This window comes from Bifidobacterium pullorum DSM 20433 (assembly GCF_000771405.1).
GTDB classification, from domain to species: Bacteria; Actinomycetota; Actinomycetes; order Actinomycetales; family Bifidobacteriaceae; genus Bifidobacterium; species Bifidobacterium pullorum.
Genome location: NZ_JDUI01000008.1, coordinates 18927 through 41148, shown reverse-complemented (window position 1 = coordinate 41148; position 22222 = coordinate 18927). Strand labels below are relative to the sequence as shown.

At 66.5% G+C, this 22222-nt stretch carries 19 protein-coding genes, 1 tRNA gene and 1 pseudogene; 12 read left to right on the top strand and 9 right to left on the bottom strand.

The features are described 5' to 3' along the window. Positions 1-23: 23 nt before the first annotated feature. The gene (locus OU11_RS04700; protein WP_033514796.1) at positions 24-563 is read right to left on the bottom strand and encodes a GNAT family N-acetyltransferase; all 540 of its coding nucleotides are present in this window, start codon (positions 561-563) and stop codon (positions 24-26) included. Between the two features lie 213 nt (positions 564-776). On the opposite strand from OU11_RS04700, the gene OU11_RS04695 reads away from it, so the two are divergent. After that, positions 777-1688 (top strand): SPFH domain-containing protein, encoded by a 912-nt coding sequence (locus tag OU11_RS04695; RefSeq protein WP_033514794.1) that lies wholly within the window; start codon positions 777-779, stop codon positions 1686-1688. 132 nt (positions 1689-1820) lie between these two features. Here the strand turns inward: OU11_RS04695 and OU11_RS04690 are convergent, their stop codons facing one another. The 3 genes from OU11_RS04690 to murI form a co-directional block, all read right to left on the bottom strand. Further along, entirely contained in the window at positions 1821-3503 is a 1683-nt protein-coding gene (locus tag OU11_RS04690) for an amidohydrolase (RefSeq protein ID WP_033514792.1), read from the bottom strand. A gap of 70 nt (positions 3504-3573) precedes the next feature. Further along, positions 3574-4437 (bottom strand): patatin-like phospholipase family protein, encoded by an 864-nt coding sequence (locus tag OU11_RS04685; protein WP_081963446.1) that lies wholly within the window; start codon positions 4435-4437, stop codon positions 3574-3576. Positions 4438-4699: 262 nt separating this feature from the next. Continuing rightward, on the bottom strand, positions 4700-5479 hold the full coding sequence (gene murI / locus OU11_RS04680) for a glutamate racemase (RefSeq protein WP_033514788.1): 780 nt from the start codon (positions 5477-5479) through the stop codon (positions 4700-4702). Between the two features lie 255 nt (positions 5480-5734). Between murI and dapF the strand changes: the two genes are divergently transcribed. Then, the gene (gene dapF, locus OU11_RS04675) at positions 5735-6655 is read left to right on the top strand and encodes a diaminopimelate epimerase (RefSeq protein WP_033514786.1); all 921 of its coding nucleotides are present in this window, start codon (positions 5735-5737) and stop codon (positions 6653-6655) included. Here the strand turns inward: dapF and OU11_RS04670 are convergent. Beyond that, on the bottom strand, positions 6652-7347 hold the full coding sequence (locus OU11_RS04670) for a vitamin K epoxide reductase family protein (protein ID WP_081963474.1): 696 nt from the start codon (positions 7345-7347) through the stop codon (positions 6652-6654). The two genes, dapF and OU11_RS04670, sit on opposite strands and share 4 nt — an antisense overlap. A gap of 83 nt (positions 7348-7430) precedes the next feature. Here OU11_RS04670 and OU11_RS04665 point away from each other — a divergent pair, with 83 nt between their 5' ends. Then, positions 7431-8315: a PHP domain-containing protein gene (locus OU11_RS04665; protein WP_033514784.1), complete on the top strand. Its 885-nt coding sequence runs from the start codon at positions 7431-7433 to the stop codon at positions 8313-8315. Positions 8316-8414: 99 nt separating this feature from the next. Here the strand turns inward: OU11_RS04665 and OU11_RS04660 are convergent, their stop codons facing one another. After that, positions 8415-8639, bottom strand: a complete 225-nt coding sequence (locus tag OU11_RS04660) for a DUF3107 domain-containing protein (protein WP_033514782.1) — start codon at positions 8637-8639, stop codon at positions 8415-8417. A gap of 77 nt (positions 8640-8716) precedes the next feature. Further along, on the bottom strand, positions 8717-10177 hold the full coding sequence (locus tag OU11_RS04655; protein ID WP_033514780.1) for a phosphotransferase: 1461 nt from the start codon (positions 10175-10177) through the stop codon (positions 8717-8719). A 69-nt stretch (positions 10178-10246) separates the two neighbouring features. Here OU11_RS04655 and OU11_RS04650 point away from each other — a divergent pair, with 69 nt between their 5' ends. Further along, entirely contained in the window at positions 10247-11752 is a 1506-nt protein-coding gene (locus tag OU11_RS04650) for an ATP-dependent helicase (RefSeq protein WP_033514778.1), read from the top strand. Positions 11753-11759: 7 nt separating this feature from the next. Here OU11_RS04650 and OU11_RS04645 read toward each other — a convergent pair whose 3' ends face one another. Then, the gene (locus OU11_RS04645) at positions 11760-13277 is read right to left on the bottom strand and encodes a zinc-dependent metalloprotease (RefSeq protein ID WP_033514776.1); all 1518 of its coding nucleotides are present in this window, start codon (positions 13275-13277) and stop codon (positions 11760-11762) included. A gap of 69 nt (positions 13278-13346) precedes the next feature. Here OU11_RS04645 and OU11_RS04640 point away from each other — a divergent pair, with 69 nt between their 5' ends. Both OU11_RS04640 and OU11_RS04635 read left to right on the top strand, forming a co-directional pair. Beyond that, positions 13347-14195: a YlbL family protein gene (locus OU11_RS04640; RefSeq protein ID WP_081963473.1), complete on the top strand. Its 849-nt coding sequence runs from the start codon at positions 13347-13349 to the stop codon at positions 14193-14195. Positions 14196-14290: 95 nt separating this feature from the next. After that, positions 14291-14707: a DUF3052 domain-containing protein gene (locus OU11_RS04635; protein WP_152597068.1), complete on the top strand. Its 417-nt coding sequence runs from the start codon at positions 14291-14293 to the stop codon at positions 14705-14707. Positions 14708-14761: 54 nt separating this feature from the next. On the opposite strand, the gene OU11_RS04630 is transcribed toward OU11_RS04635, so the two are convergent. After that, positions 14762-14835 (bottom strand) — tRNA-Val (locus tag OU11_RS04630). Positions 14836-14960: 125 nt separating this feature from the next. Between OU11_RS04630 and OU11_RS09590 the strand changes: the two are divergent. From OU11_RS09590 to OU11_RS04600, 6 genes and pseudogenes are all read left to right on the top strand, one after another. After that, a pseudogene (locus tag OU11_RS09590) lies at positions 14961-15603 on the top strand (DivIVA domain-containing protein); the annotation flags it as partial. A 553-nt stretch (positions 15604-16156) separates the two neighbouring features. Beyond that, a complete protein-coding gene (gene dxr / locus OU11_RS04620) occupies positions 16157-17344 on the top strand; it encodes a 1-deoxy-D-xylulose-5-phosphate reductoisomerase (protein WP_033514770.1) in 1188 nt (395 codons plus the stop codon). A gap of 26 nt (positions 17345-17370) precedes the next feature. Then, positions 17371-18606 (top strand): flavodoxin-dependent (E)-4-hydroxy-3-methylbut-2-enyl-diphosphate synthase, encoded by a 1236-nt coding sequence (ispG, locus tag OU11_RS04615; RefSeq protein ID WP_033514768.1) that lies wholly within the window; start codon positions 17371-17373, stop codon positions 18604-18606. Between the two features lie 99 nt (positions 18607-18705). Continuing rightward, positions 18706-20346, top strand: a complete 1641-nt coding sequence (locus OU11_RS04610) for an alpha/beta hydrolase family protein (protein WP_033514964.1) — start codon at positions 18706-18708, stop codon at positions 20344-20346. A gap of 20 nt (positions 20347-20366) precedes the next feature. Further along, positions 20367-21080 carry a DNA repair protein RecO gene (gene recO, locus OU11_RS04605; RefSeq protein WP_033514766.1) on the top strand — a complete coding sequence of 238 codons (714 nt, stop codon included), beginning with the start codon at positions 20367-20369 and terminating at the stop codon, positions 21078-21080. Between the two features lie 86 nt (positions 21081-21166). Beyond that, a complete protein-coding gene (locus tag OU11_RS04600) occupies positions 21167-21958 on the top strand; it encodes an isoprenyl transferase (RefSeq protein WP_033514764.1) in 792 nt (263 codons plus the stop codon). Positions 21959-22222 lie beyond the last annotated feature (264 nt).

Below are 22222 nucleotides of genomic sequence, written 5' to 3'. Positions count from 1 at the left end.
CCTTTCCTCGCATTACTGCCAGTTTAGCCGCACACCGCAGGCGGCTGGAATCGCAGACGCATCTGGTACCAGGTCACGTCGCCGTGCGTGGAATCGGAGACGCCTTCGTTCGCGAAACCGAGCCGCCCGTAGAACCCGATGAGCCGGTCCTTGCAGGTCAGCACCAATCCCGCGCGGCCGGCGTCGCGCGCGTCCTCGATCGCCGCGCGCAGCAGCTCGCTTGCATACCCGTGGTGGCGGTATGCGGGCGCGGTGTCCACGCCGAAGATCATCTGCCAGGCGCCCCGTTCGTCGTGCATGGCGGCGTTCTCGTACATCTCGTCGGTCAGGTCCGGTTCGTCGGTCGTGAACCCGTTGACGAACGCGGCGAGCCTGCCATCCCGGACCGTCGTCGCATCGCGGTCCGTCGTCTCGTCGTCCACCATCAGCCAGAAATGATTCGGATACACGGACAGCCGGGCGCGCACCTCGCTCTCGTCCGCCGCTTCGGCCGCGGGGAAGCAGGCGGCCTCCACCGCCGCGATCGCCGCGGCGTCGTCCAATGTCGCATGTCGGATTCTCATACGGACCACTGTAGTCGGGGTCTCGCCACCGCTGGTCGGTCGCGGCCATGCGCGGGCACGAGCCGGGGCGAACGGGCATCGGCCGGTCCCTGCCGGATACCGGATGTTCATCCGCTTGTCGGCGGGGCTGGGCGCGCGCTGATGCCGCGATTGGTAAGATGGTGCCACGGAACGCGGCGACCGGTGCCGCGCCGGAGCCATGAAGGAGACATCATGTTTGGCTCGGATTTTGGGGCGCTTGTGACTGTGATCGTCGTGCTGGTCGTCATCGTCGCGGTGCTCGCCGCATCGTTGTTCATCGTGCCGCAGCAGCAGGCGTACATCATCGAGCGGTTCGGCAAATTCAACAAGGTGCAGTTCGCGGGCATCCACGTGAAGATCCCGTTCGTGGACCGCATCGCGATGAAGACGAACATGCGCGTCTCGCAGATCAACGTGCAGCTGGAGACCAAGACGCTCGACAACGTGTTTGTGACGGTGGTGGCCTCCACACAGTTCCGCGTGAACCCGCAGGATGTGGCCACCGCCTACTATGAGCTGCGCGACCCGGCCGGCCAGCTGCGCTCCTACATGGAGGACGCCCTGCGTTCCGCGATCCCGGCCCTGAGCCTGGACGACGCGTTCGCGCGCAAGGATGATGTGGCCTCCGACGTGCAGAAGACTGTCGGCGCCGAGATGGCGCGCTTCGGCTTCACCGTGGTCAAGACGCTGATCACCGCGATCGACCCGAGCCCGCAGGTCAAGAGCGCGATGGATTCCATCAACGCCGCCCAGCGCGAGAAGGAGGCCACCCGCCAGCGCGCCGAGGCCCAGCGCATCCAGATCGAGACGCAGGCCGCCGCCGAGGCCGAGAAGACCCGCCTGCAGGGTGAGGGCCAGGCGAACTACCGCCGCGAGATCGCCAACGGCATCGTCGACCAGATCAAGAGCCTGCAGGCCGTGGGCATGGACATCAACAACGTGAACAACGTGGTGCTGTTCAACCAGTATCTGGATGTGATGCGCTCGCTGTCCGAGTCGAGCAACGCCAAGACCGTGGTGCTGCCCGCCTCCACGCCCGGCGGTTACCAGGATCTCTATGAGCAGGTGACCAAGGCCATGCTCACCGCCGGCGAGACCAAGTAGCGCCGTCCGCCGTGTTGCGACCGGTTCGGCCGTGACGCAGCGCCGTGGCCGTGGAACCAGTGCGATAATCGGAGAACGGCCCCTTCCCATATCAGGGAAGGGGCCGTTCTCGTTACCGGGGCGATTGTTCCGCTACTGGCGCTGCCATGCGAGTTTGCCGGTTTTGATCGTGGCCAGTACGCCGATGCGACGCAGGCTGTCGGGGGAGTCGGGGGACAGGCTGCACGCCAGCGGGTCACGGTCCAGAATCACCAGGTCGGCCAGTTTGCCTGGCGTCAGCGTGCCCTTGGTGGACTCCTCGCCGTACTGATGGGCGGCGTTCACCGTTATCGCCTTCAATCCTTCGTAGACGCCCACGCGCTGTGCCGGGTCGAGCTGGACTCCGCCCTTGGTCACGCGGGTCGCCGCGCACCAGACCGACTCGAACAGATTCGGTTCGATCACCGGGGAATCGGTGTGGAACGTGAACGGCAGTCCCAGGTCCAGCGCATCGCGGACCCTGCTGATCTCCGCGGCGCGGTCCATGCCCATGTTCGCGATGTGGATGTCGCCCCAATACCACGTATGCGCCACGAAAATCGACGGAATCATCCCCAATCCGCGCATCCGCTCGTACTGATCACGCCGGGCGAACTGGCAGTGCACCATCACCGGGCGCAGACGCCGCTTGTCCGGATTCGTCGAGTCCCGCAGGGCGCGTTCGTAGAGGTCCAGATACGCGTCCGACGCGGCGTCGCCGTTGCAATGGCACAGCAGCTGATGCCCCTCGTCGATGGCGGCCAGTGCGAATCGGTACGCGGCATCCATGTCCACGGTCGCATGTCCGCGATATCCCTCACCCTCCGGGCCCGGCGTATACGGTTCACTCAGCCATGCGGTCCGGGCCTGCGGGGAGCCGTCCATGAACAGTTTGCGTCCGCCGAATCGGAAGTGGTTCCGGTAGGTGGGGCCGTCAAACCGGGCGTAGTTGCGGAACACGCCGTCGACGTCCTCGCCGAACATCGGATAGGAGACCAGGTCGAGCCGCAGATCCCCGTGCTCGGCCGCGTCCGCGAACCGCGCCGCATCATGGGCAGTGGTGGCGCCGTCCTGCAGGGTGGTGATGCCGTTGGACGCATACAGATCCTGCATGTCGCCGAGCAGATCGCGCAGTTCGAAGCGTTGGTGGACCTGGATGAACGTGAAGATCGGCGACATGGCCGGAGGCTCCACGCAGCGGCCGTCCGGCGCGCCGGACGAGTCGCGCAGGTACCGTCCGCCGGTCGGATCCGGCGTCTGCGCGGTGATGCCGACGAGTTCGAGCATGCGTGAGTTGCAGGACAGATTGTGGCCGGAAACATGGTTGACCACAATCGGCAGGGTGTCGCTTACGCGGTCGAGCACCCGCCGGTCGGGCATGCGGCCTTCGGTCAGCTCGTTGTCGTCCAATCCGACGCCGATCAGGATCACCCCCGTATCGACGGGGGTGTGGCCGTGTCGTTCCATCCAGTGATGCCGTTGCGCGAATTCGCCGAGCAGTCGGATCACGTCGTCGAAGTCGCGCGCACCGCTCAGGTCGGCGGCCGTGAAATATTGCGTGGCGCCGCTGAAATGCGAATGCGGGTCGATCAGTCCGGGCATCACGGTGTATCCGCCGCAGTCGATCTCGCGCAGCGCCGTATCCGGCGTGGTGTCGCGCAGATGGTTCGCGTGCGCGCGGGCGTCCTCCAGGGAGCCGGTGAAGGCGATGGTGCCGGTGCCGTCGACCAGCATCGCCTCGAAGGTGTCATGTTCGCCGGTCATCGGCAGGAACCGGGCGTTGGCATAAAGTTCCATGGCTGCTCGCTTTCCTTAGGTCGTCGCGAGTCTACGCCGTGCACCGGGGAAAATCCAGAGAAACCCCCCGTCAGCTGGCGAGGAAGTCGCCGATCTGCGCGGCTGCGGCGTAACCCTTGCGGTACATGCGCTCCAATCCCTCATAGGTCTTGGTGAGCGTGCTCAGGCCGCACAGGTCGTCCGGCGCCAGAATCAGCGCAATGCCCTGCCTCTCGTACTCCTTGGCCAGCGCCACCTCGTCGTTGTAGGTCTTGTAGCGGTTGAGCAGGCGCTCGGCGGCCGCAGGATACAGATGCTTGAGCACGCGCGCGGGGGCGACGTCCTTCTTCTGCTCGCGCAGCTCGTCCTTCAAGCGGGTCAGCACCACCACGATGCGGTCGCAGCCGTCGTCCACGGCCTTCTGCACCGGCACCGGGTCCGCGATGCCGCCGTCGTAATACGGCACACCGTCGATCACATACGGTTCGTTGGCCACCGGCACGGAGCTGGAGGCCTTGATCGGGTCGATCGACTCGTAGCCCATGTCGTCCCAGCCGAAGTACTTGGTGGAACCGTCGCGCGCGTCGCAGGCGACGACTGTGAACTCGGCGGGGTTCTTCAGGAACGTCTCGTAGTCGAGCGGGTTCTCTCCGTCATGGTTGCTCAGCGTGCTGTACACGTAGTCCAGGTCGACGAAATTGCGGTGTTTGAGGAAGTTCTCGGTGCTGGCGTATTCCTTGCGGAAGGCGTACTGGGTGTAGAACGTGTGGTTGCGTCCGGGCTGGTTGGCCAGATAGGAGGTCAGGTTCGCGCTGCCGGCGGACACGCCGTAGCAGCTGTCGAACGCGATGCCGTCCTCCAGGCACCGGTCCATCACGCCTGCGCCGAAGATCGCGCGATAGCCGCCGCCTACATCGATGATGGCCGTCTTGTGCGCCGTCTGCGTCATCGCCATACCCCTTTCGTACTGTAAACGGCAAGCTTACGCGCCCTGTCTCGACATTTCCGCCGGACGGCCGATCTGCACGACACGCCCACCCCGTTGCGGACTCTGACACTTTTGTGACCGTGATGCAAGTTGAAAACCTTGGAATATAGCGGTTTTGACAATTGTGTCAGGGTCACGATGCATCAGAGTCCGAAACGGGGTGGGCGTGTCGGGGTGGGGACGACGGGGAGGGCGCCGGGTAGGGGAAGGGTGGGGCCGGGTGGGATGGTTATTGACGATGCAGGAGGTCCTGTGCCAGGGTGGCGATGCGGGGGGACGGGTCGGAATTCGACAGTTCCACGCCGCCCGCGGCGTCCTCGGGCGCCAGTTTGCCCAACGATTCGAGCACCACGTGCAGATGCCGCACCGTCCCCTCATTGCCGTCGATGATGGCGGCCGAATCGGGCAGCAGCTCGCGGAAATAGTCGCGGAAGAACACGAAATGCGTGCATCCGAGCACCACGGCGTCGATGGAATCCAGGTCGTAATGGTCGAAGTAGCCGTGCAGCGTGCGCATCACCAGGTCGTGGTCGTCCAACCGTCCGCTCTCCACGATCGAGACCAGGTCCGGGCACGGTTCCGGGTGGATCGTATGGTCGGCCTTGAACCGGTCCATCAGCGCGGCGAACTTGCGCTCGCGCAGCGTCAGCGGCGTGGCGGCCACGATCACGCGTTGCCGCCGGCCATGCCCGCGGTCGCAGGCCACCTTGAGCGCCGGTTCCATGCCGATGATCGGGATGTCATACGTCTCACGCAGCTCGTTCGCCGCGGCGGACGTGGCGGTGTTGCAGGCGATCACCACCGCTTTCACCCCTTGTTTCACGAAGTGTTCCACGATGTCGAACGACAGGTCGCGCACCTGCTCCGGCGTCTTCGTGCCGTAGGGGGCGTGCGCGGAATCCCCGAAATACAACACCCGCTCGCGCGGCATGGCGCGGTGGATCTCGCGCGTCACCGAAATGCCGCCCAATCCGGAATCAAACACCCCGATCGGTGCCGTTGATGCCATGCCTTCCACTCCTTCGTCGCCGAATCATGCCGTCCATAGCTGCATATGCTGCTTTATCAGGATACCGCCCGCGTAGCCTCATCCCGCGCCATGCGACCCGCACGGTCCGTGTCTTGGCATGGGGCGCGCCACGCGTGCTGTCCGAATCGGGGGATTCGGAATATGTGAACGTAACCAATGCCCCGAAGGCGTAGGAATCCCCCGATTCGGACAACGGACGGGACACCGCCTTGAGGTGGCGGTAGGCTCTAAGGCATGAGCATTCCCCAGGACGTATTCAAGGCGCATGCCACAGGCAACGATTTCGTGGTGTATCTGGACCCGGACGGCCGGTTCGAGCCGACCGCCGACGAGGTGCGGTTCCTGTGCGACAGGCATTTCGGCATTGGCGGCGACGGTCTGATCCGTCTGACCCATCCCGGGATGGTGTCGGACCTGAGCGCGGACCGGATCGCCGCGTGCGCGGATGGCGGCGCCGAATGGTTCATGGACTACCGCAACGCCGATGGTTCGCTGGCGGAGATGTGCGGCAACGGCACGCGGGCGATCACGCTGTTCGCCCAACGGCAGGGGATCGCCGACGGGCCGGGCGGCGAACCGTTCCGGCTGGGCACCCGCGCCGGCGTGAAGACGCTGACCTCGCTGGGTGACGTGGAACCGTACGGCAGGGATGTGTTCCAGGTGCAGATGGGCGCTTGGAACATGGGGGAGCCCGACGCGTATACGGTGACGATCCCGGGCACGCTGGGGCGGGGCCTGGGCACGTTCGTGGACATGGGCAACCCGCATGTGGTGGTGCCGGTGCAGGGCGATGCCGCGACGCTGCCGGATGTCGGGGAGCTGGACCTGACCGTCAAGCCGGTGGTGGATCCGGTGATCGAATCCGACCAGAACGTGGAATTCGTGCGGATCGATGATGCGCCAGACACCGCGGACGGCAAGAGCGCCGGCGAAGGCGTCGGCAAGGCCACGATGCGTGTGTTCGAGCGAGGCTGCGGGGAGACGTTATCCTGCGGCACGGGGCTGTGCGCCACCGGTGTGGTGCTGCGCAGCCGCACGGGAATCGACCATTGGGACATCACGGTGCGCGGCGGAATCGTGCGCGTCGACGTGAGCGAGTCCGAGGTCCTGCTCACCGGCCCCGCCACCATCGTGGGACGGATCACCCTGGACTAGGCGAACAGCGCCGGCCCGTCGACCACCAGAATCAGCGTGATGATGGCGAGCACCCACACCACGTCGATCATCAGATCGATGTTGAGCCGGTAATACTTACGCAGCCGCTCACCCCTCGGTGGCAGCCCCTGCACCACCGCGGTGGCGTGCGAAAGCGCCATGAACTGGATGGTGGTGGAGAACATCAGCACCATGCACCACGGGCACAGCGCGTGGATGACGAACATCGACTGGCTGAACAACCAGTAGGCGTAAGCCAGGGCGGCCAGTCCGCCGAACCAGGTGCAGGCGGCGAACCAGCGCGGCACGCGCACCTGGCACAACCCGATCACGGCGATGGTGACGAACACCGATTCGGCCGCAATGCCGAAGAACGCGTTCGGGTAGCTCAGTCCGCCGAATTTGACGATTTCCGCCTGCCAGGATTGGGCGACCGTCGAACAGGAGAGCACGCCGTTGACGTCGCATCCGAGCGACTCGCTCGGATGCCGCGCCAGCTGGAGCGTCTCGGCCGACAGCACGAGCGAGGCGAACAGCGCCGTCGCCGAGGCGATCAGCATGATCAGATACGTCCATTGCGCAGTATGCCGCCATCCCGCAAGCAGGCTGCGCCCCGGAATCAGCGCGCCGGAGCGTGCCACGGTCGTCTCGGCGCTGGGAGCGGCACCGGCCGCGGTCGTCGGGGATTGCATTGCATCGTCCATTGTCGTCCTCCATGTCACACGGACGCCACTCGCGGTGTCCGCCATGCCGTTCACCAGATTACGATGGGTGTATGACCCGAGTTGCTCACGCCGATACCCCGCCGCAGTCCGGCTGGGATATTCATTGCCATACCGTCTACTCTGACGGCACCGAAACCCCGGAAACGCTGGTGGCCGAGGCCGTGAGGAGGGGCCTGCACGGCGTGGCGATCGCCGATCATGACACGACCGCTGGCTGGCAGGAGGCCGAGCAGGCCGCCACCCGGATGTCGATGCCGCTGCTGCGCGGCACGGAGATCACGGCGGTCGACGACGGTGTCTCCGTACACATGCTGGGACTGCAATACGATCCCGAGAACGAGGGGATCCGCGAGCTGTTCGCCATGACCCGGCGCGCCCGTCTGCGCCGTACGCGCCGGATGGTGGAGATGATCGCCAAGGACTATCCGATCACCTGGGATGATGTGCTGGCGCAGACCAAACAGGGGGAGCGCACCACCATCGGCCGTCCCCATATCGCCGACGCGTTGGTGGCGGCGGGCGTGTATCCGACGCGCTCGGACGCGTTCGCCGGGGCGGTGAGCGCATCCAGCCGGTACTACATCCCCACCCCGTCGCCGAGCGCGGCCGACGTGGTGTCGGCGGTGTCGGCCGCCGGAGGCGTGAGCATCGTGGCCCACGCCGGCGATCCGGGACGCAACCGGGTGCTGCTGTCCGATACGCAGATCGAACGGTTGGCGAAGGCGGGGTTGGGCGGTCTTGAAGTGTGGCATCGGGGCAATCCCCTGGAACAGCGTGAACGCCTGCTGACGCTCGCACATCGCCTCGACCTGCTGGTTACGGGTGGTTCGGACTGGCACGGCGCCGGCAAACCGAACGCGTTGGGCGAGAACCTCACCGCGGACGCCACGGTGGAGGAGATCATACGCCGTGGCTGCCTGCCGGCCATCCGCTGAAACGACGACGGCGCCGCAGGATGTGGGCGTCGTTTCAGCGGACTACGTCATGTTCGCCTTGGCTGCGACACAGCCGCGATCAAGGCGAACAAGGCATGCTCACAGTGCGCCGAAGCCCACGGCGTGCTTGGTCTCCGAACCGATGATCGCGTAGCCGAGCGAGCCGGCGGGCACGATGATGTGCCGGCCCTTGTCGTCCACCAGATCGATGGTGCGGTCGTTCGCCACCGCGGCGGCGATGACCTGCCCGACTTCGTCGGCGCTCTGCTCGGTACTGAAGGTCACGGTGCGAGCCACGTCGCGGATACCCAGTTCGATGTCCATCGGTTCCTCCTCGTTCGCGCCGTCGTCCGCGGCGCTGTGTTCCGGATAACGATTGTATTGTGCCTGACGGGATGCGATTACGCCTGCGGCGTGCGCTCGTCGGTATCGTCGTTGTCGTCGTCCCCGTCGATGCCGGCGCGGGCGTCGCGCATCGCCTGTTCCTCGCGTTCCAGCCTCGGGATGACGATTGTGGCGGTGGATTCGCCCGACGGCTGCGCCGCGGCGGCGTCCGTGCGCTCGCTCGTGTCGTCGGTGTCGTCGGGTTCATCGGTATCGCCCGTATCACCGGATTCGGTGACGTATATGGCGTCCGATGGGGCCCCGAACACGGCGGTGGGAGACGTTGCCGGATGGCTGTGCGGCGTCACCGGACGATCCGCGGTCGAATCGGGGTCAGCGGTGCCGACCGTCGTGATCTGCGCGGAACCGGTTCGATCCATCTCCCCGGTGTTGTCCGCTTCGTCGGCATTGGCGGGTGCGGGGGACTCCCCGCCAGCGTGTGAGGCGGCACCGTGGCGTTCCGCGTCGTTGAGCAGAGTGCTGACCGTGATGGTGCTCGGCGGTTTGGCGCCGGTTGCGGGCTTCGATGCCGGCGCGGCGGCCTTCGCGCGTTGTGTGGCCACGCCGAGCTGGTGGGCGAGACGCTCCACCTGCGCTTTGAACTGCAGGATTCTGGCGTTGTCCGCCTGGCTCAGCGCCTGGACGAAGTCGCCGACCTGCTCCATCTGCAGCCACAGGTTGGCGCGCAGCATGATCAGATCGTCCAACCGGTTGCCGAGCATCCTGCCGTAGGCCGCCAGCACGGCGTTGCGGTGCGTTTCGTCCAGCTTGGCGAAGATCCACGCCAGATCCCGGGCGGGGTCGTTGATCTGCATATCCTGCCAGTTGGTGATGGCCGTGATCGTGGAGCCGGAGAACAATACGTCGCCGTCGTCGAATCCGCCGTGCACGGGGCAGGTGGTGAACGACCACAGGCCCTCGGTCTCCAGCACGCGCGCCCAGCTGGCGGTGATCTCGCCGGGGATGTGGCCGGCGGCGCGCAGACGTTTGATCCACGCCGTCAACTGTGCGCGGATCTGCCCGGTGGTGAACGTGGGGTAGTCGTGTTCGGCCAGAAACGCGCCGTTCAGGCGGTGGATGGCGCCGATGGCGGTGCCCATGGCCGTGCAGTCGTCGATCGTCAGCATCGACAGCGGACGGGCGGTGCCGGTGGGGTGCGCGGTGATCATCACCGCGGCGCCCGCCGTCGGCCCACGGTCGTTCCCGCCGCGTTCGAACGCCACCACGCGGTCCAGAACAAACCCCAGACCGCCCAGTTCGCGCGTCTGGGACAACGTGTCGGCCGCGTGCACCCGCGCCGCGAGCGCCTTGCAGCCGGCTTCGGTGTCGGTTACGTAGACGTCGTAGAGCTTGCCGACCGCGTCCTGCACGGTCGCCTGGCTGATACCGTTCGCGGCATCGGCGGGACGGGGCTGACCCGCCTCCCGCACTCCGGACACGACCATGCCCGGCATGGCCGCCGAGGCCAACGCCGCCATCTGGAACTTGCTTCGCTGAGTCACAGTTCCACACTAATACACGGACGGCGCAAAGCGAAGCATGGCACAATGGGTGGCATGGGAACTTCGGGCGATGAGATCCTGCAGGGGTTGGATGACATGCAACGGGCCGCTGCCACCGCGGTGGACGGCCCGGTGCGCATCGTGGCCGTGGCCGGTGCCGGCAAAACCCGTACGGTGACGCGCCGCATCGCCTACGCCTGTGCGACGGGCGCCTGGGATCCGGCGCGTACGCTCGCCGTCACGTTCTCGGTCAAGGCGGCGGCCGAGATGCGCGCCCGGCTGGGCAAACTGGGGGTGGGCGAATCGGTGACGGCGGCGACGTTCCATTCCGCGGCCCTGCACCAGCTGCGCAGGGTGTGGGACGACGTGTGCGAGGGGCCGTTCCCGCATATCTGCGACGATCAGCGCGCCCTGGTGGCGCGGGCGTTCGCGCGGGTCATCGAGACGCAGCCGCAGGAGGCCGACCTGCGCGACATCCATGCCGAGATCAACTGGTGCAAGGTCTCGCTGATTGCCCCCGACGACTATCCACGGGTGTGCGCGGCGCTGGGCCGCCGCCCGCCGGCGGGACTGGAACCGCAGCGTCTCGTGGACATCTACCGCGCCTACGAGGCGGAGAAGACCTCGCGCGGGGAGATCGATTTCAACGACATCCTGCTGATCGCCTGCCACCTGCTCGACGAGGTGCCCGAGGCGGCCGAGGCTATCCGTTCCTCGATCCGCTGGCTGACCGTGGACGAATATCAGGACGTCTCGCCGCTGCAGCACCGGCTGATGCGATTGTGGCTGGGCGGCAACCGCAACGTGTGCGTGGTGGGGGATCCCGCGCAGACCATCTATTCGTTCGCCGGCGCGAGCAGCTATGATCTGCTCGGCTTCGCCGACGAGTTCGCGCCGTTGTCCGCCGACATCAATCTGTCCGTCGACTACCGTTCCACGCCGCAGATCGTGCGGTGCGCCAATCAGGTGCTGGCGGCTTCGCCGAACCGTGACGACTACCTGCGGCTGACGTCGGGGCGCGAGGGCGGTTTCCGGATCAGCCGCACCGTCTACGCCACCGATGCGGACGAGGCCTGCGGCGTGGCCGCGGCGATTGCACGGCTGGTGGAGGGCGGCGCCCAGCCGGGGCAGTGCGCGGTGCTGACGCGCCTGAACGCGCAGCAGCAGGTGGTGTGCGCCGCGCTGCGGCGTGAGGGATTGCGGTACCGGGTCCGGAGGGATGCCGGCTGGCAGCGTTCCGCGTTGGACGACGGGCAGGCCGGCCGTCAGGCGATGCTGGAGGCGTTGGGCGTGGGCGACGACCAGGGGGTGACGGTGTCGACCATCCACGCCGCCAAAGGTCTGGAGTTCCGGCACGTGTTCCTCGTCGGCTGTTCGGAGGGACTGCTGCCGTATGGTTCGCCGCCGCCGGGCGACCTGCTCGAGGAGGAGCGTCGCCTGATGTATGTCGGCATCACCCGTGCGGAGGAGACGCTGCACCTGTCCTATGCGCGCGGCAAGGACGGTTCGGCCATGGGGCGGCGTGCGCCCAGCCGATTCCTCGCCACCTGACGCGGCGTCAGTCGGCGTTCGTGCCGGAGCCGCCCTCGCCGGTGCCGGGGTCGCCGTCGGCATTGGCATCGCCGGTATCGGCGCCGCCGTCCGTCAGACCCTCGTCGAGCAGCTTGCTCAGCTCCGCATCCCAATCGATGCCGGTCGTCTGTTCGGTGGCGACGGGGGTCTTCGGGGCGTCGTCCGAGCCGTCGGATTCGGACTCGTCGGCGGGCAGTTGGGGCAGCAGATCAGGGTGCGACCAGTGGGCGTCACGCTGCGCGTCGCCTTCGTCCAGACCGATCCGCTCCCAGAGCGCGGCGGCCTCGCGCATGCGCTTGGGCCGCAGATGCATGCCCAGCAGCTGCGCGAAGGTGCGTTCGGACGGTCCGCCGGTGGCGCGCTCGCGGCGCGTCATCTCCCGGAGCTGTTCGATATGCGGGATATGGGCCATGCCCGCCTTCCACGTCACGCAATCCACCCAACCTTCGACCAGCGCGAGCAGCGTCTCCAGACTGGCCAGGGCCTCGCGCTGCTCGGGGGTGTCGGGAATGCCCACCTTGGTCAGGTTCACCGCCCCGGACAACGAGTCCGGGTCCATCGACGTCGCCTCACGCAGCTGCTCCTCCATCGCGTCCAGGTCGATCGAGATGCCGCGCGCGTATTTGCCGATCAGCGCCTCGAACCGGGGCATCAGCCACGGAACGGCCGCAAACAGGCGGGCATGGGCCAGCTCCTGCAACGCCATGTACGCCATGACCTCGTCCAGCGGGATGTCCAGCGACGAGGCGTAGTCGACGATGTTCTGCACGATGAGCGCGCCGGCGGGATTCCGCAACAGCGCCACCCCCTGATCGAAGCTTCCGCGGACCTCGTGCGACATCGTGCCGGCCGCGCGTCCCAACTGCATGGCGAACGAGGTGTTCGCCAGCAGTTTCATCAGCTGTCCGGGATCCTTCATCCCCTCGGGAACCGGAATCGGCACGGGGCCTGCGAACATGCCGGCGACCTCGCCGTCGGCGAAGGCGTCCCCCAATCGCTCGGAGATCACGGAGGCCAACGCGTCGTTCATCGACTGCGCCACCGGCGCGCTGAAGGCAGCCCAGGCGTCGAGCGTGCCCTCCACCCAGCCGGCCCGCGTCAGCAACGCGGTCTCGCCGGCTACGGGGTCGAACGCGCAGGTCGTGTCCAGCCACAGATTCGCCTCGCTCACCGCGCGGCGCGCGGCCTGACCGGTTTCGGCGTTGACGGTGCGTTCGGAGCCTTCGCCGTTCGCCTGCTGCAGCGCGATGGAGGTGGCGAGCTTGACGTTGATCGGCCCCTCCTGCACCGTGCGCCGCATATCATCCACGGTGTTCAGCCCCCCGGCGGCGAACGCCTGCATCATCGACTGGACCTCGGCGGGCTTGGGCAAGCGACTTGGATCCTGACTCAACAGTTGCTCGCGGATGCCCTCGGGCAGGTTCGCGATCTGGTTCCAGGCCATCTCCCCCTGAACCGGTCCGAAGCACTCGATCAGCCACTGCCGGATAGCATTCTCATCCATAATCGGTCTCCGTCTTCGCGCTGTAGGGATATCGTCGGTTGTATCCATACTATGGGAGGTATGCCGAATATGCATTCCACACGCCGAATTCACGCCAAGGGCGCATTCGCAAGGCTGCACGCCTACTTCCAGGCGCGTTCGCCGAAGTATTGCGCGGGGCTGTTCGCCGTGCTGCTGGCCGTCGTGCTGCTCGCCGCGCCCAGCCCCTACTGCATCGAGACGCCCGGGCCCACGCAGGATGTGCTGGGGAAGGCGGAGAGCGGCGAGGTCATCTCCATCGAGGGGGCCGAGACCTATGCGGACGACGGGAAACTGCTGCTGACGACCGTCAACGCCTCCGGCGTGCCTGGATATCCGGTGTCCAACATCGTGGCGTTGATCGGCTGGTTCGACCCGCACAGTGTGGTGATGCCGCGCGAGGTTGTGGTGCCGATCGGCCAGACCGCCGAGGAATACTCCGCGGAGAGCCAGGAGGAGATGAGCTCCTCCCAGGGGGACGCCGCCGACGCGGCGCTCACGTTCATGGCGTCGCGCGGCATGGGCGCGGACGGGGTCGAGGTGTCGATGCATGTGGATGATATCGGCGGCCCCTCGGCCGGCATGATGTATGCGTTGGGCGTGATCGACAAGCTGACGCCGCAGGATGAGACCGGCGGCCTGACGATCGCGGGCACGGGCACCATCGACGCCGACGGCAAGGTGGGCGCCATCGGCGGCGTCAGGCTGAAGATGCTGGGCGCGCGGCGTGACGGTGCCACCTGGTTCCTGGCGCCGGAGGAGAACTGCGCCGAGGTGGTGGGGCATGTCCCCGACGGTCTGCGCGACGTGAGCGTCTCCACGCTGGAGGAGGCGTACGAGGCGCTGGTGGCCATCGGCAAGGGCGAGGGGGATGCGCTTCCGCACTGTTCCGCGGCGTAGATTGCCGTGGGCGGGCTGTCCGGCATATGGAACGTTCGGCGCATACGATGAGCCGAAGCCCCGGGTGTTCACGCCCGTTTGCTATATTGTGCAACGTGAACGAAACAGCATCACGACACGCTGAGGAATTCGGGTTCAGCCGTGGGGACATCATTCAGGAATGGATGTGGGATGACGACGTGGATGATTCCATCCGCGCCTCGATCGAGGAACTGACGGGGGAGGAGCTTGTCGACGAGGACTTCGACTCCGCGGTCGACGGCGTCATCATCTGGTGGCGTGACGGCGACGATGAGGACGAGCTGTCGGACACGATCGTGGACGCCTACGCCGTGCTGGGACAGGATGGTCCGTTGTGGGTGCTGACCCCGAAGCCGGGGCGTCCCGGCGCCGCAAGCTCAAGCACCGTGCAGTCCGCCGCCAAGACGGCCGGCATGAACGCCGCGACCCCGCTGACGGTCAGCCCCGACTGGAACGGCATCCGTCTGCGTGCCTTCGGCAAGGGGCGCTGAACACGTTCCGAGTCCGCCTAGCGAAAAGGCCGGCGCATGGCCGGCCTTGGAAGGTGGGCGATGAGGGACTCGAACCCCCGACATCCACCGTGTAAAGGTGGCGCTCTAACCAACTGAGCTAATCGCCCGCAACGCTCTACTGTACCGCATGTCATGACACGGCGGTGCAGGTGTGGCGCGTGTTGGTCGGTCGGCGCGTCGCAACGGTCACGTAATCTGAGAGATGGAGTGTAACCGTAGGAGGTCAAAAGCCATGGCGCAGCAACCTGAATCCGGCCGGAATGCCTCGGGCATTGCACGGGCGAGCAAGCGCAAATGGGGATACAACCCCGCTCAGGTGGACGAGTTTCTGGAGCGCACCCATGCGCTGTACGACAGCGGTGATGGGCAGCTGACGCAGCAGGACATCCAGAACGTATCCTTCGATCTGTGCAAGGGCGGGTATGTCATCAGCCAGGTCGACGCGGCGCTGGGCCGTCTGGAGCGGGCCGTGGTGGACCAGCAGACCACGCGGGAGATCACCCGCCACGGTCGCGTGGTCTGGAAGGCGCAGACCGAGGACCTGTACCGCAGCCTGGCCGGACACGCGCAGCGTGCGGCCAAGGAGCGGTTCCGTCCGGGAGAGCCGAAGAGCCCCTCATACGACCGCAAGCAGGTTGACCGTCTGATCGATCAGGTCATCGACAAGGCCGCCGCCGAACTCGGCGTGGACGGCGTGACCGCCGACGACGTGCGCGATCTGACGGATCTGAACTCCACCAGCGTGGCCAATGTGATCTTTACCCAGCGCAAGGGCAAGCGCGGGTATGACGAGCGCCAGGTCGACAACTATCTGAACGCGTGCGTCCGGCTGCTCAGCCGTCTGGAATCCTACGCCCGTGTGGCCGAGTACGTGCACGATCCGGCCACGGTCCAGTCCCCGGCGCCCACGCCGGTTGCGGCTCCCGCCGCCGCGCTGTTCCCGCCGCGTGACGCCCGCCCCGCGAATGACGGCGTCTCGTCCCCGACGGTGATGGACAACGACTTGCAGACGATGCCGCCGTCGTTCGCGCCGACCCCGCAGCAGGACTCGGCGCCTGCGCCGGTCGCCGCGCCGACCCCGTCCGTGACGCCGACTCCGGTTGCGACGCCGATGCCGTCCATGACGCCGATGTCCACGCCGGACCCGGCCCCGACCACCGAAGCGGTGGAATCCACGCAACCGTCGTTCGCCCAGCCCGCGGCCGCTCCTGTATCGTCGGGCGACGCGTTGTCCGATTTGGAACGGCTGGCCGCCTCCACGCAGATGGCACCCGAACCGTCCGCGGCCGCGCCGACGCCTTCGCTGGATGTGCCCAGCGCCCCGTCGATCCCGTCGATCGGCATGGACTCGATGCAGTCGCTGGACATCCCCGATCTGTCGTTCCCGACCTTTGACACCAACCAACCCGCGCAGAAGAAGCCGGAACTGTGAAGCAGCATCTCACCGTCGTCATCCTGGGCTCGACCGGTTCCATCGGCACCCAGGGCCTGGACGTCATCTCCCGTCATCGTGATCGGTTCACCGTGGTCGGTTTGGCCGCGGGCGGTGCCCACGTGGAGCTGCTCGCCCGTCAGGCGGCCGAATTCCAGGTGCCGCAGGTCGCCGTCTACCGTGCCGATGTCGTGCCGGCGTTGCGCGAGGCGTTGGACCGCGCCGGCGCCGTGACCACGCAGATCCAGGCCGGGCCGGACGCCGTCGAGGCGTTGGCCGGGTGCGGGGCGTCGGTGGTGCTCAACGGCATCACCGGTTCGATCGGTCTCAAGCCGTCGATCGCCGCGCTGAAGGCCGGGTCCCAGTTGGCCCTGGCGAACAAGGAATCGGTGGTGGCCGGCGGCAACCTGCTGTTCTCGGCCCAGACCCGTGACGATCAGATCAATCCGGTGGACTCCGAACATTCCGCGATCTGGCAGTCGTTGCGCTCCGGCACCCATTCGGAGGTCTCCCGCCTGATCGTCACCGCGTCGGGAGGCCCGTTCCGCGGTATGACCCGCGAGCAGATGGCCGGCGTCACCCCGGAGCAGGCGCTGCATCATCCGACGTGGAATATGGGGCCGGTCGTCACCATCAACTCGTCCACGCTGATGAACAAGGGCCTGGAGGTCATCGAGGCGAGCCGTCTGTTCGACATCGAACCGGACCGCATCGTGGTGACCGTGCACCCGCAGTCCATCGTGCATTCGATGGTGGAATTCCGCGACGGCGCCACCATCGCACAGGCCTCCCCGCCGGATATGCGCCTGCCGATTGCGTTGGGCCTGTCCGCGCCGGACCGTCTCGGTGACGTGGCCGCCCCCTGCGACTGGAGCACGGCCGCATCCTGGACGTTCGAGCCGCTGGACGACGAGGCGTTCCCCGCCGTCAACTTGGCACGCCAGTGCCTCAAGGCGTCGCAGAAGCATACCGCGGTGCTCAACGCGGCGAATGAACAGGCCGTGCATGCGTTCCTTGACCACCGTCTGCCGTATCTCGGCATCGTGGATACGGTCAAGGCCGTACTGGATCAGATGGATGCCGAATTGCGCGGCAATCCGGCGTTCGCGTCCGTGGAGGAAATGGGCGAAGTCGAGCTTGAGGCCCGTCGTCGCGCCGATGATTTGATAGACAGGCAGTTGTGAGCGAGCACGAAACCACAGTCGAAACGATGACCATCAGCACGTCGAACGACGCCACGCCGCAGGTCGGCGCGGACAAGCTGTTCCGCAAAACCGGCGAGGCTTCGATCAGCGAGAGCCCGCTGCATCCGCGTCGCCAATCCCGCCGCATCATGGTGGGACCGGTGCCGGTCGGCGGCGGTGCGCCGATCTCCGTGCAGTCGATGACCAACACGCCGACCGTGGACGTGTCCGCCACGCTCCGGCAGATCGCCGAACTGACCGCGGCCGGCTGCGACATCGTGCGCGTGGCCGTGCCCAGCCAGGATGATGCCGACGCACTGCCCGAAATCGTCAGGAAATCGCCGATTCCGGTGATCGCCGACATCCATTTCCAAAGCAAGTACGTGTTCCAGGCCATTGACGCGGGGTGCGCCGCGGTGCGTGTGAACCCCGGCAACATCCGCAAGTTCGACGAGGTGGGACCGGCCATCTGCAAGGCCGCCACCGACGCGGGCATCTCGCTGCGCATCGGCGTGAACGCCGGTTCGCTCGACAAGGACCTGTACGCCAAGTACGGCGGGCCGACCCCGGAGGCGCTGGTCGCCTCGGCGTTGAAGGAGGCTCGCATGTTCGAGGACGTCGGCTTCCACGATTTCAAGATCTCCGTCAAACACCACGATCCGATCACGATGGTGCAGACCTACCGCCTGCTCGCTTCGAAGGGCGACTGGCCGCTGCACCTGGGCGTGACCGAGGCCGGACCCGCCTGGCAGGGCACGATCAAATCGTGCCTGGCGTTCGGCGCGCTGCTGGCCGAAGGCATCGGCGACACGATCCGCGTCTCCCTGTCCGCCCCTCCGGTCGAGGAGGTCAAGGTGGGCTGCAAGATCCTGGAATACCTGGGGCTGCGTCCGCGCAAGTTCGACATCATCTCCTGCCCGAGCTGCGGGCGTGCGCAGGTGGATGTGATCCAGCTGGCCAACGCCGTGACCGAAGGGTTGAAGGACGTGACCGCGCCGATCCGCGTGGCCGTGATGGGCTGCATCGTCAACGGTCCCGGCGAGGCCCGCGAGGCCGACCTGGGCGTGGCCTCCGGCAACGGCAAGGGGCAGATCTTCATCAAGGGCAAGGTCATCGAGACGGTTCCCGAGGATCGCATCGTCGAGACGCTGCTGACGAAGGCCAACGAGATCGCCGCGCAGATGGAGGCCGACGGCCAGGTGCCCGCCGGCGCCACCGGACCGGTCGTCGTGCCGATCACCCAGATCGCGCACAGCGAGTGAACCGCGCTTCCCGCCGGTGCCGGACTACAATGAACCGACGTGATACGTCATCGGGAGCATCCGCAGCACGCCGTCGGCTGGAGCCGTGGGCGCCGTCTGCTGACCACGCTGCCGATCTTCGTCGTCCTGTTCGGCATCCTCGTCACCGTCTCCACGTTGACGGACGTCCAATGGCATAACGACACCGCCGGACGGGTGATCTCGCCGCCGACGCCCGACACGGCCGTCGCCTTCGCCAACCCCGATGGGATCGTCTTGCCCGAAGCCGGTACGTACGAGGTCGGCGACCGGTATGTGAGCATCGACGTCATGCGTGAGTCGACGGGCGAGGTCCAGACGTTGAATGTGCACGTCAGGGAACCGCTGGGCGCGGGCGGCGGACGGCCCGGCATCGTGTTCCTGCATGGCGCCGGCTACGGCACATGCGACAACTCGTTCAGCGATGTGGCGGAGGCGATGGGTTCCGCCGGCATCGTGACCGCCGTGGTGGACAAGCCCGCATGGTCCACCATCGACGTCAACCGCGACTATCCCGCTTCGGCGGACGCCTACGACGCGGTCATCGACTACGTTCGCGGCATGCGCACCGTGGACGACGGCAAAGTAGGCATCTACGCCACGTCCGAAGGCACCTGGATCTCCAGTTATCTGCTGCAGGGCGACCCCGATGTGGCCTTCCAGATCCTGCTGAGCCCCATGGTGTTCACGCCGCGCGAATCACTGGCGTTCTTCGTGGCGCAGGATTTCACGCTGGCCGGCGCGCACGGAGGGTACCAGTCCATTGTGCGGCGCGTGTTCAACATCGACGCCGCGCCGTTCGGGCTGACAAATCTGGACATCCGGACCCTGACGCCCGCGGCATACGCCATCCCCACTTTCGTGGCGTACGGTTCGCGCGACGTCATGACCGCGCAGGTCGAAGGGCTCGAGACCATACTGACCATGTGCGAGCGTGCCGGAAACCGCCATGTGACGGTCCGCAGCTACCAGGGCGGCAATCATGTGCTGCGCCCCGGCGACCTGACCGCGCTCGGCACCCCGTATTCCGGCAACTATGTCAACGATCTCATCGCCTGGGTCGGCGGCACGGTGGCCGGGCTGACGCCGACGGGGGAGCGTGTGGCCGGCGCACCGATCCGGCAGTCGAGCGCGGTGCCGACCCTGCATGCACAGCGGGTGGCCACGGTGTACGGCGTGATCCTGCACATCCTGACCGTGCTGCTGCTGGTCGCCTTGGGGGTGACCGCAGCCGTGGCGTTGGGCGTCCGGCTGAGGCAGGGGATCCGCAGACGCCGGCCGGTGTTCGGCTTCAGCCACGGTTTCGGGCGGGTCCTGGCGCTGCTGGTGATGATGACGGCTTTGACGCTGCTGCTGTTCGCGGCCGCCATGGGGCGCATCGTCATGTCGGTGGTGGACCTGGCATGGGGCGGCAGCCCAGCGCATGATCCGGGCATCATGTATTGGAGCTGGCCGGTGGCGCAGGTGGCCTGCACGCTGGTGGTCTGGGAATGGTCGAGCGTGCTCGTCCGGCTGATCGAGGTGGCCTCCGTCCGCGGCATCCTGCAGCTGCCGCCGCGCAAGGGCGCGGTGCGGGAGATCGTGACCGGCGAGCAGCCGGTGCTGGCTTCGCGCCGTCTGGGACGGGTGACGTTCTGGCTGGCGGGTGCCAGCATGTTCGCGATCCTGCTGGTTTTCGCGTTCTGGGGACTGTTCTCGTATACCGAACCGCTCGTATACTGAAGTCCGGACGGAGGTGCGAGATGGCGTTGTACAGGGATGAGGGCGTGGTCCTGCGCACCGCCAAACTGGGGGAGGCCGACCGCATCATCACCCTGTTCACTCGTGCGCACGGCAAGGTGCGCGCCGTGGCCAAAGGCGTGCGACGCACCAAATCGCGGTTCGGGGGACGGCTCGAACCGTTCATGCGCGTGGACGTGCTCATAGCCGAGGGCCGGTCGCTGGATGTCATCTCACAGGCCGAGACCATAGCGGCATACGCCTCGTCGATCTCAACGGACTATGACGCGTACATGGCGGCCGGCATCATGGCGGAGACCGTCGATAAACTCCTCGGTGCCGAGCATGAGCCGGCGGTCGACCAGTACCGGCTGCTCATCGGCGCTCTGCACGCCTTGGCCAGGCAGGCCCATCCGGCGCGATCGATCGGCGACTCCTATGTGCTGCGGGCGCTGGCCCTGGCCGGCTGGACGCCCAGGCTCGATTCGTGCGTGGTCTGCGGCGAGCGTGAATCACTGACGTACCTGTCGATTCCGGCCGGTGGCGTGATGTGTGCGGCCGATCGCACACCCGAGGCGCGTGGTCTGAACGAGGGGGAACGGCTCCAACTGCGGGCGTTGCTGACAGGGGATTGGGCTGCGCTCGGCGAACGCCCGCCTGATTCACGGGTGACCCGTCTGGTGGGGGATTGGGCCGAATACTATCTGGAACGTCCGCTGCGTTCGATGCGCCTGTAGCGGACTCGGCGGCGAAACCCAGTCGTTTTGGGAGGTTTTCTCCCGGACGTGCCCGGGAGACGGCCTCAGCCGGTAAGATGCGTAGTATGGCTTTTGAGAACGTTGACTACACGTCGTTGAGTGTGCCCGCCGCGCCGTTTTCCGATCCTTCGCGCATCCCGGATTTCCCGAAGGGCAAGGTTCCCCGGCACATCGGCGTGATCATGGACGGCAACGGCCGTTGGGCGCAGCAGCGCGGCCTGATCCGCACCGAAGGCCATCAGGCCGCCGAACCAGTGGTGTTCGACACCATCGCCGGTGCCATCGAGGCGGGTGTGCGGTACCTGAGCCTGTACACGTTCTCCACCGAAAACTGGAAGCGCTCCCCGCAGGAGGTGCGGTTCCTGATGGGCTTCTCGCGCGACATCATCCGCCGCCGCGTGGCCCAGATGGACGAGTGGGGCGTGCGTGTGCGCTGGTCGGGGCGTCGTCCGAAGCTGTGGAAGTCGGTGATCGACGAGCTTGAATCGGCGATGGAACGCACCAAGCGCAACAAGGTCATCGACGTGGTGTTCTGCATCAACTACGGCGGGCGTGCGGAGATCGCCGACGCCTGCGCCGCCATCGCGCGCGAGGTGCGCGACGGGCGCATCAGCGGCGATCGCGTGACCGAGAAGATGGTGGCCGAGCATCTGTACAATCCCGACATCCCCGACTGCGATCTGGTGATTCGTACCTCGGGCGAGCAGCGCACCTCGAACTTCCTGCCGTGGCAGGCCGCCTATGCCGAGCTCGACTTCGTGCCCGAACTGTTCCCCGACTGCGGCCGCGAGGTGCTGTGGCGTTCGATCGACCACTACATCCACCGCGATCGCCGGTTCGGCGGCGTCAAGAAGTAGGCGGTCCGCGAACCTATTCGTTCGACGATTCCAGGAGTTCGCGCCCACTGCGTCGCGTGCGTTGCGGAACCGTAGGACTGTCAGCGCATTGCTTTGCGCTATGCGATTAGTTGCGGATTAGCAACCAATCGCATAGCGATGCGTATCCGTGCTGCTTCTGTCGTATTCGGAACGTCGGAATCATTGTGTGATAGGACGGTTCGGCGTACGGCACGTATCGTCGTGTCCTGTGCAGGAACATGTCCTTACTTCGGTAACGCAAAC

What these genes read in the sequence shown, in the direction of transcription:
- OU11_RS04690 (WP_033514792.1), bottom strand. Translation starts at nt 3,503, where the DNA reads ATGGAACTTTATGCCAACGCCCGGTTCCTGCCGATGACCGGCGAACAT.
- ispG (WP_033514768.1), top strand. Translation starts at nt 17,371, where the DNA reads ATGACCATCAGCACGTCGAACGACGCCACGCCGCAGGTCGGCGCGGAC.
- OU11_RS04670 (WP_081963474.1), bottom strand. Translation starts at nt 7,347, where the DNA reads ATGCAATCCCCGACGACCGCGGCCGGTGCCGCTCCCAGCGCCGAGACG.
- recO (WP_033514766.1), top strand. Translation starts at nt 20,367, where the DNA reads ATGGCGTTGTACAGGGATGAGGGCGTGGTCCTGCGCACCGCCAAACTG.
- OU11_RS04650 (WP_033514778.1), top strand. Translation starts at nt 10,247, where the DNA reads ATGGGTGGCATGGGAACTTCGGGCGATGAGATCCTGCAGGGGTTGGAT.
- OU11_RS04645 (WP_033514776.1), bottom strand. Translation starts at nt 13,277, where the DNA reads ATGGATGAGAATGCTATCCGGCAGTGGCTGATCGAGTGCTTCGGACCG.
- OU11_RS04700 (WP_033514796.1), bottom strand. Translation starts at nt 563, where the DNA reads ATGAGAATCCGACATGCGACATTGGACGACGCCGCGGCGATCGCGGCG.
- murI (WP_033514788.1), bottom strand. Translation starts at nt 5,479, where the DNA reads ATGGCATCAACGGCACCGATCGGGGTGTTTGATTCCGGATTGGGCGGC.
- OU11_RS04685 (WP_081963446.1), bottom strand. Translation starts at nt 4,437, where the DNA reads ATGGCGATGACGCAGACGGCGCACAAGACGGCCATCATCGATGTAGGC.
- OU11_RS04665 (WP_033514784.1), top strand. Translation starts at nt 7,431, where the DNA reads ATGACCCGAGTTGCTCACGCCGATACCCCGCCGCAGTCCGGCTGGGAT.
- OU11_RS04655 (WP_033514780.1), bottom strand. Translation starts at nt 10,177, where the DNA reads ATGGCGGCGTTGGCCTCGGCGGCCATGCCGGGCATGGTCGTGTCCGGA.
- dapF (WP_033514786.1), top strand. Translation starts at nt 5,735, where the DNA reads ATGAGCATTCCCCAGGACGTATTCAAGGCGCATGCCACAGGCAACGAT.
- OU11_RS04695 (WP_033514794.1), top strand. Translation starts at nt 777, where the DNA reads ATGTTTGGCTCGGATTTTGGGGCGCTTGTGACTGTGATCGTCGTGCTG.
- OU11_RS04640 (WP_081963473.1), top strand. Translation starts at nt 13,347, where the DNA reads ATGCATTCCACACGCCGAATTCACGCCAAGGGCGCATTCGCAAGGCTG.
- OU11_RS04660 (WP_033514782.1), bottom strand. Translation starts at nt 8,639, where the DNA reads ATGGACATCGAACTGGGTATCCGCGACGTGGCTCGCACCGTGACCTTC.
- OU11_RS04600 (WP_033514764.1), top strand. Translation starts at nt 21,167, where the DNA reads ATGGCTTTTGAGAACGTTGACTACACGTCGTTGAGTGTGCCCGCCGCG.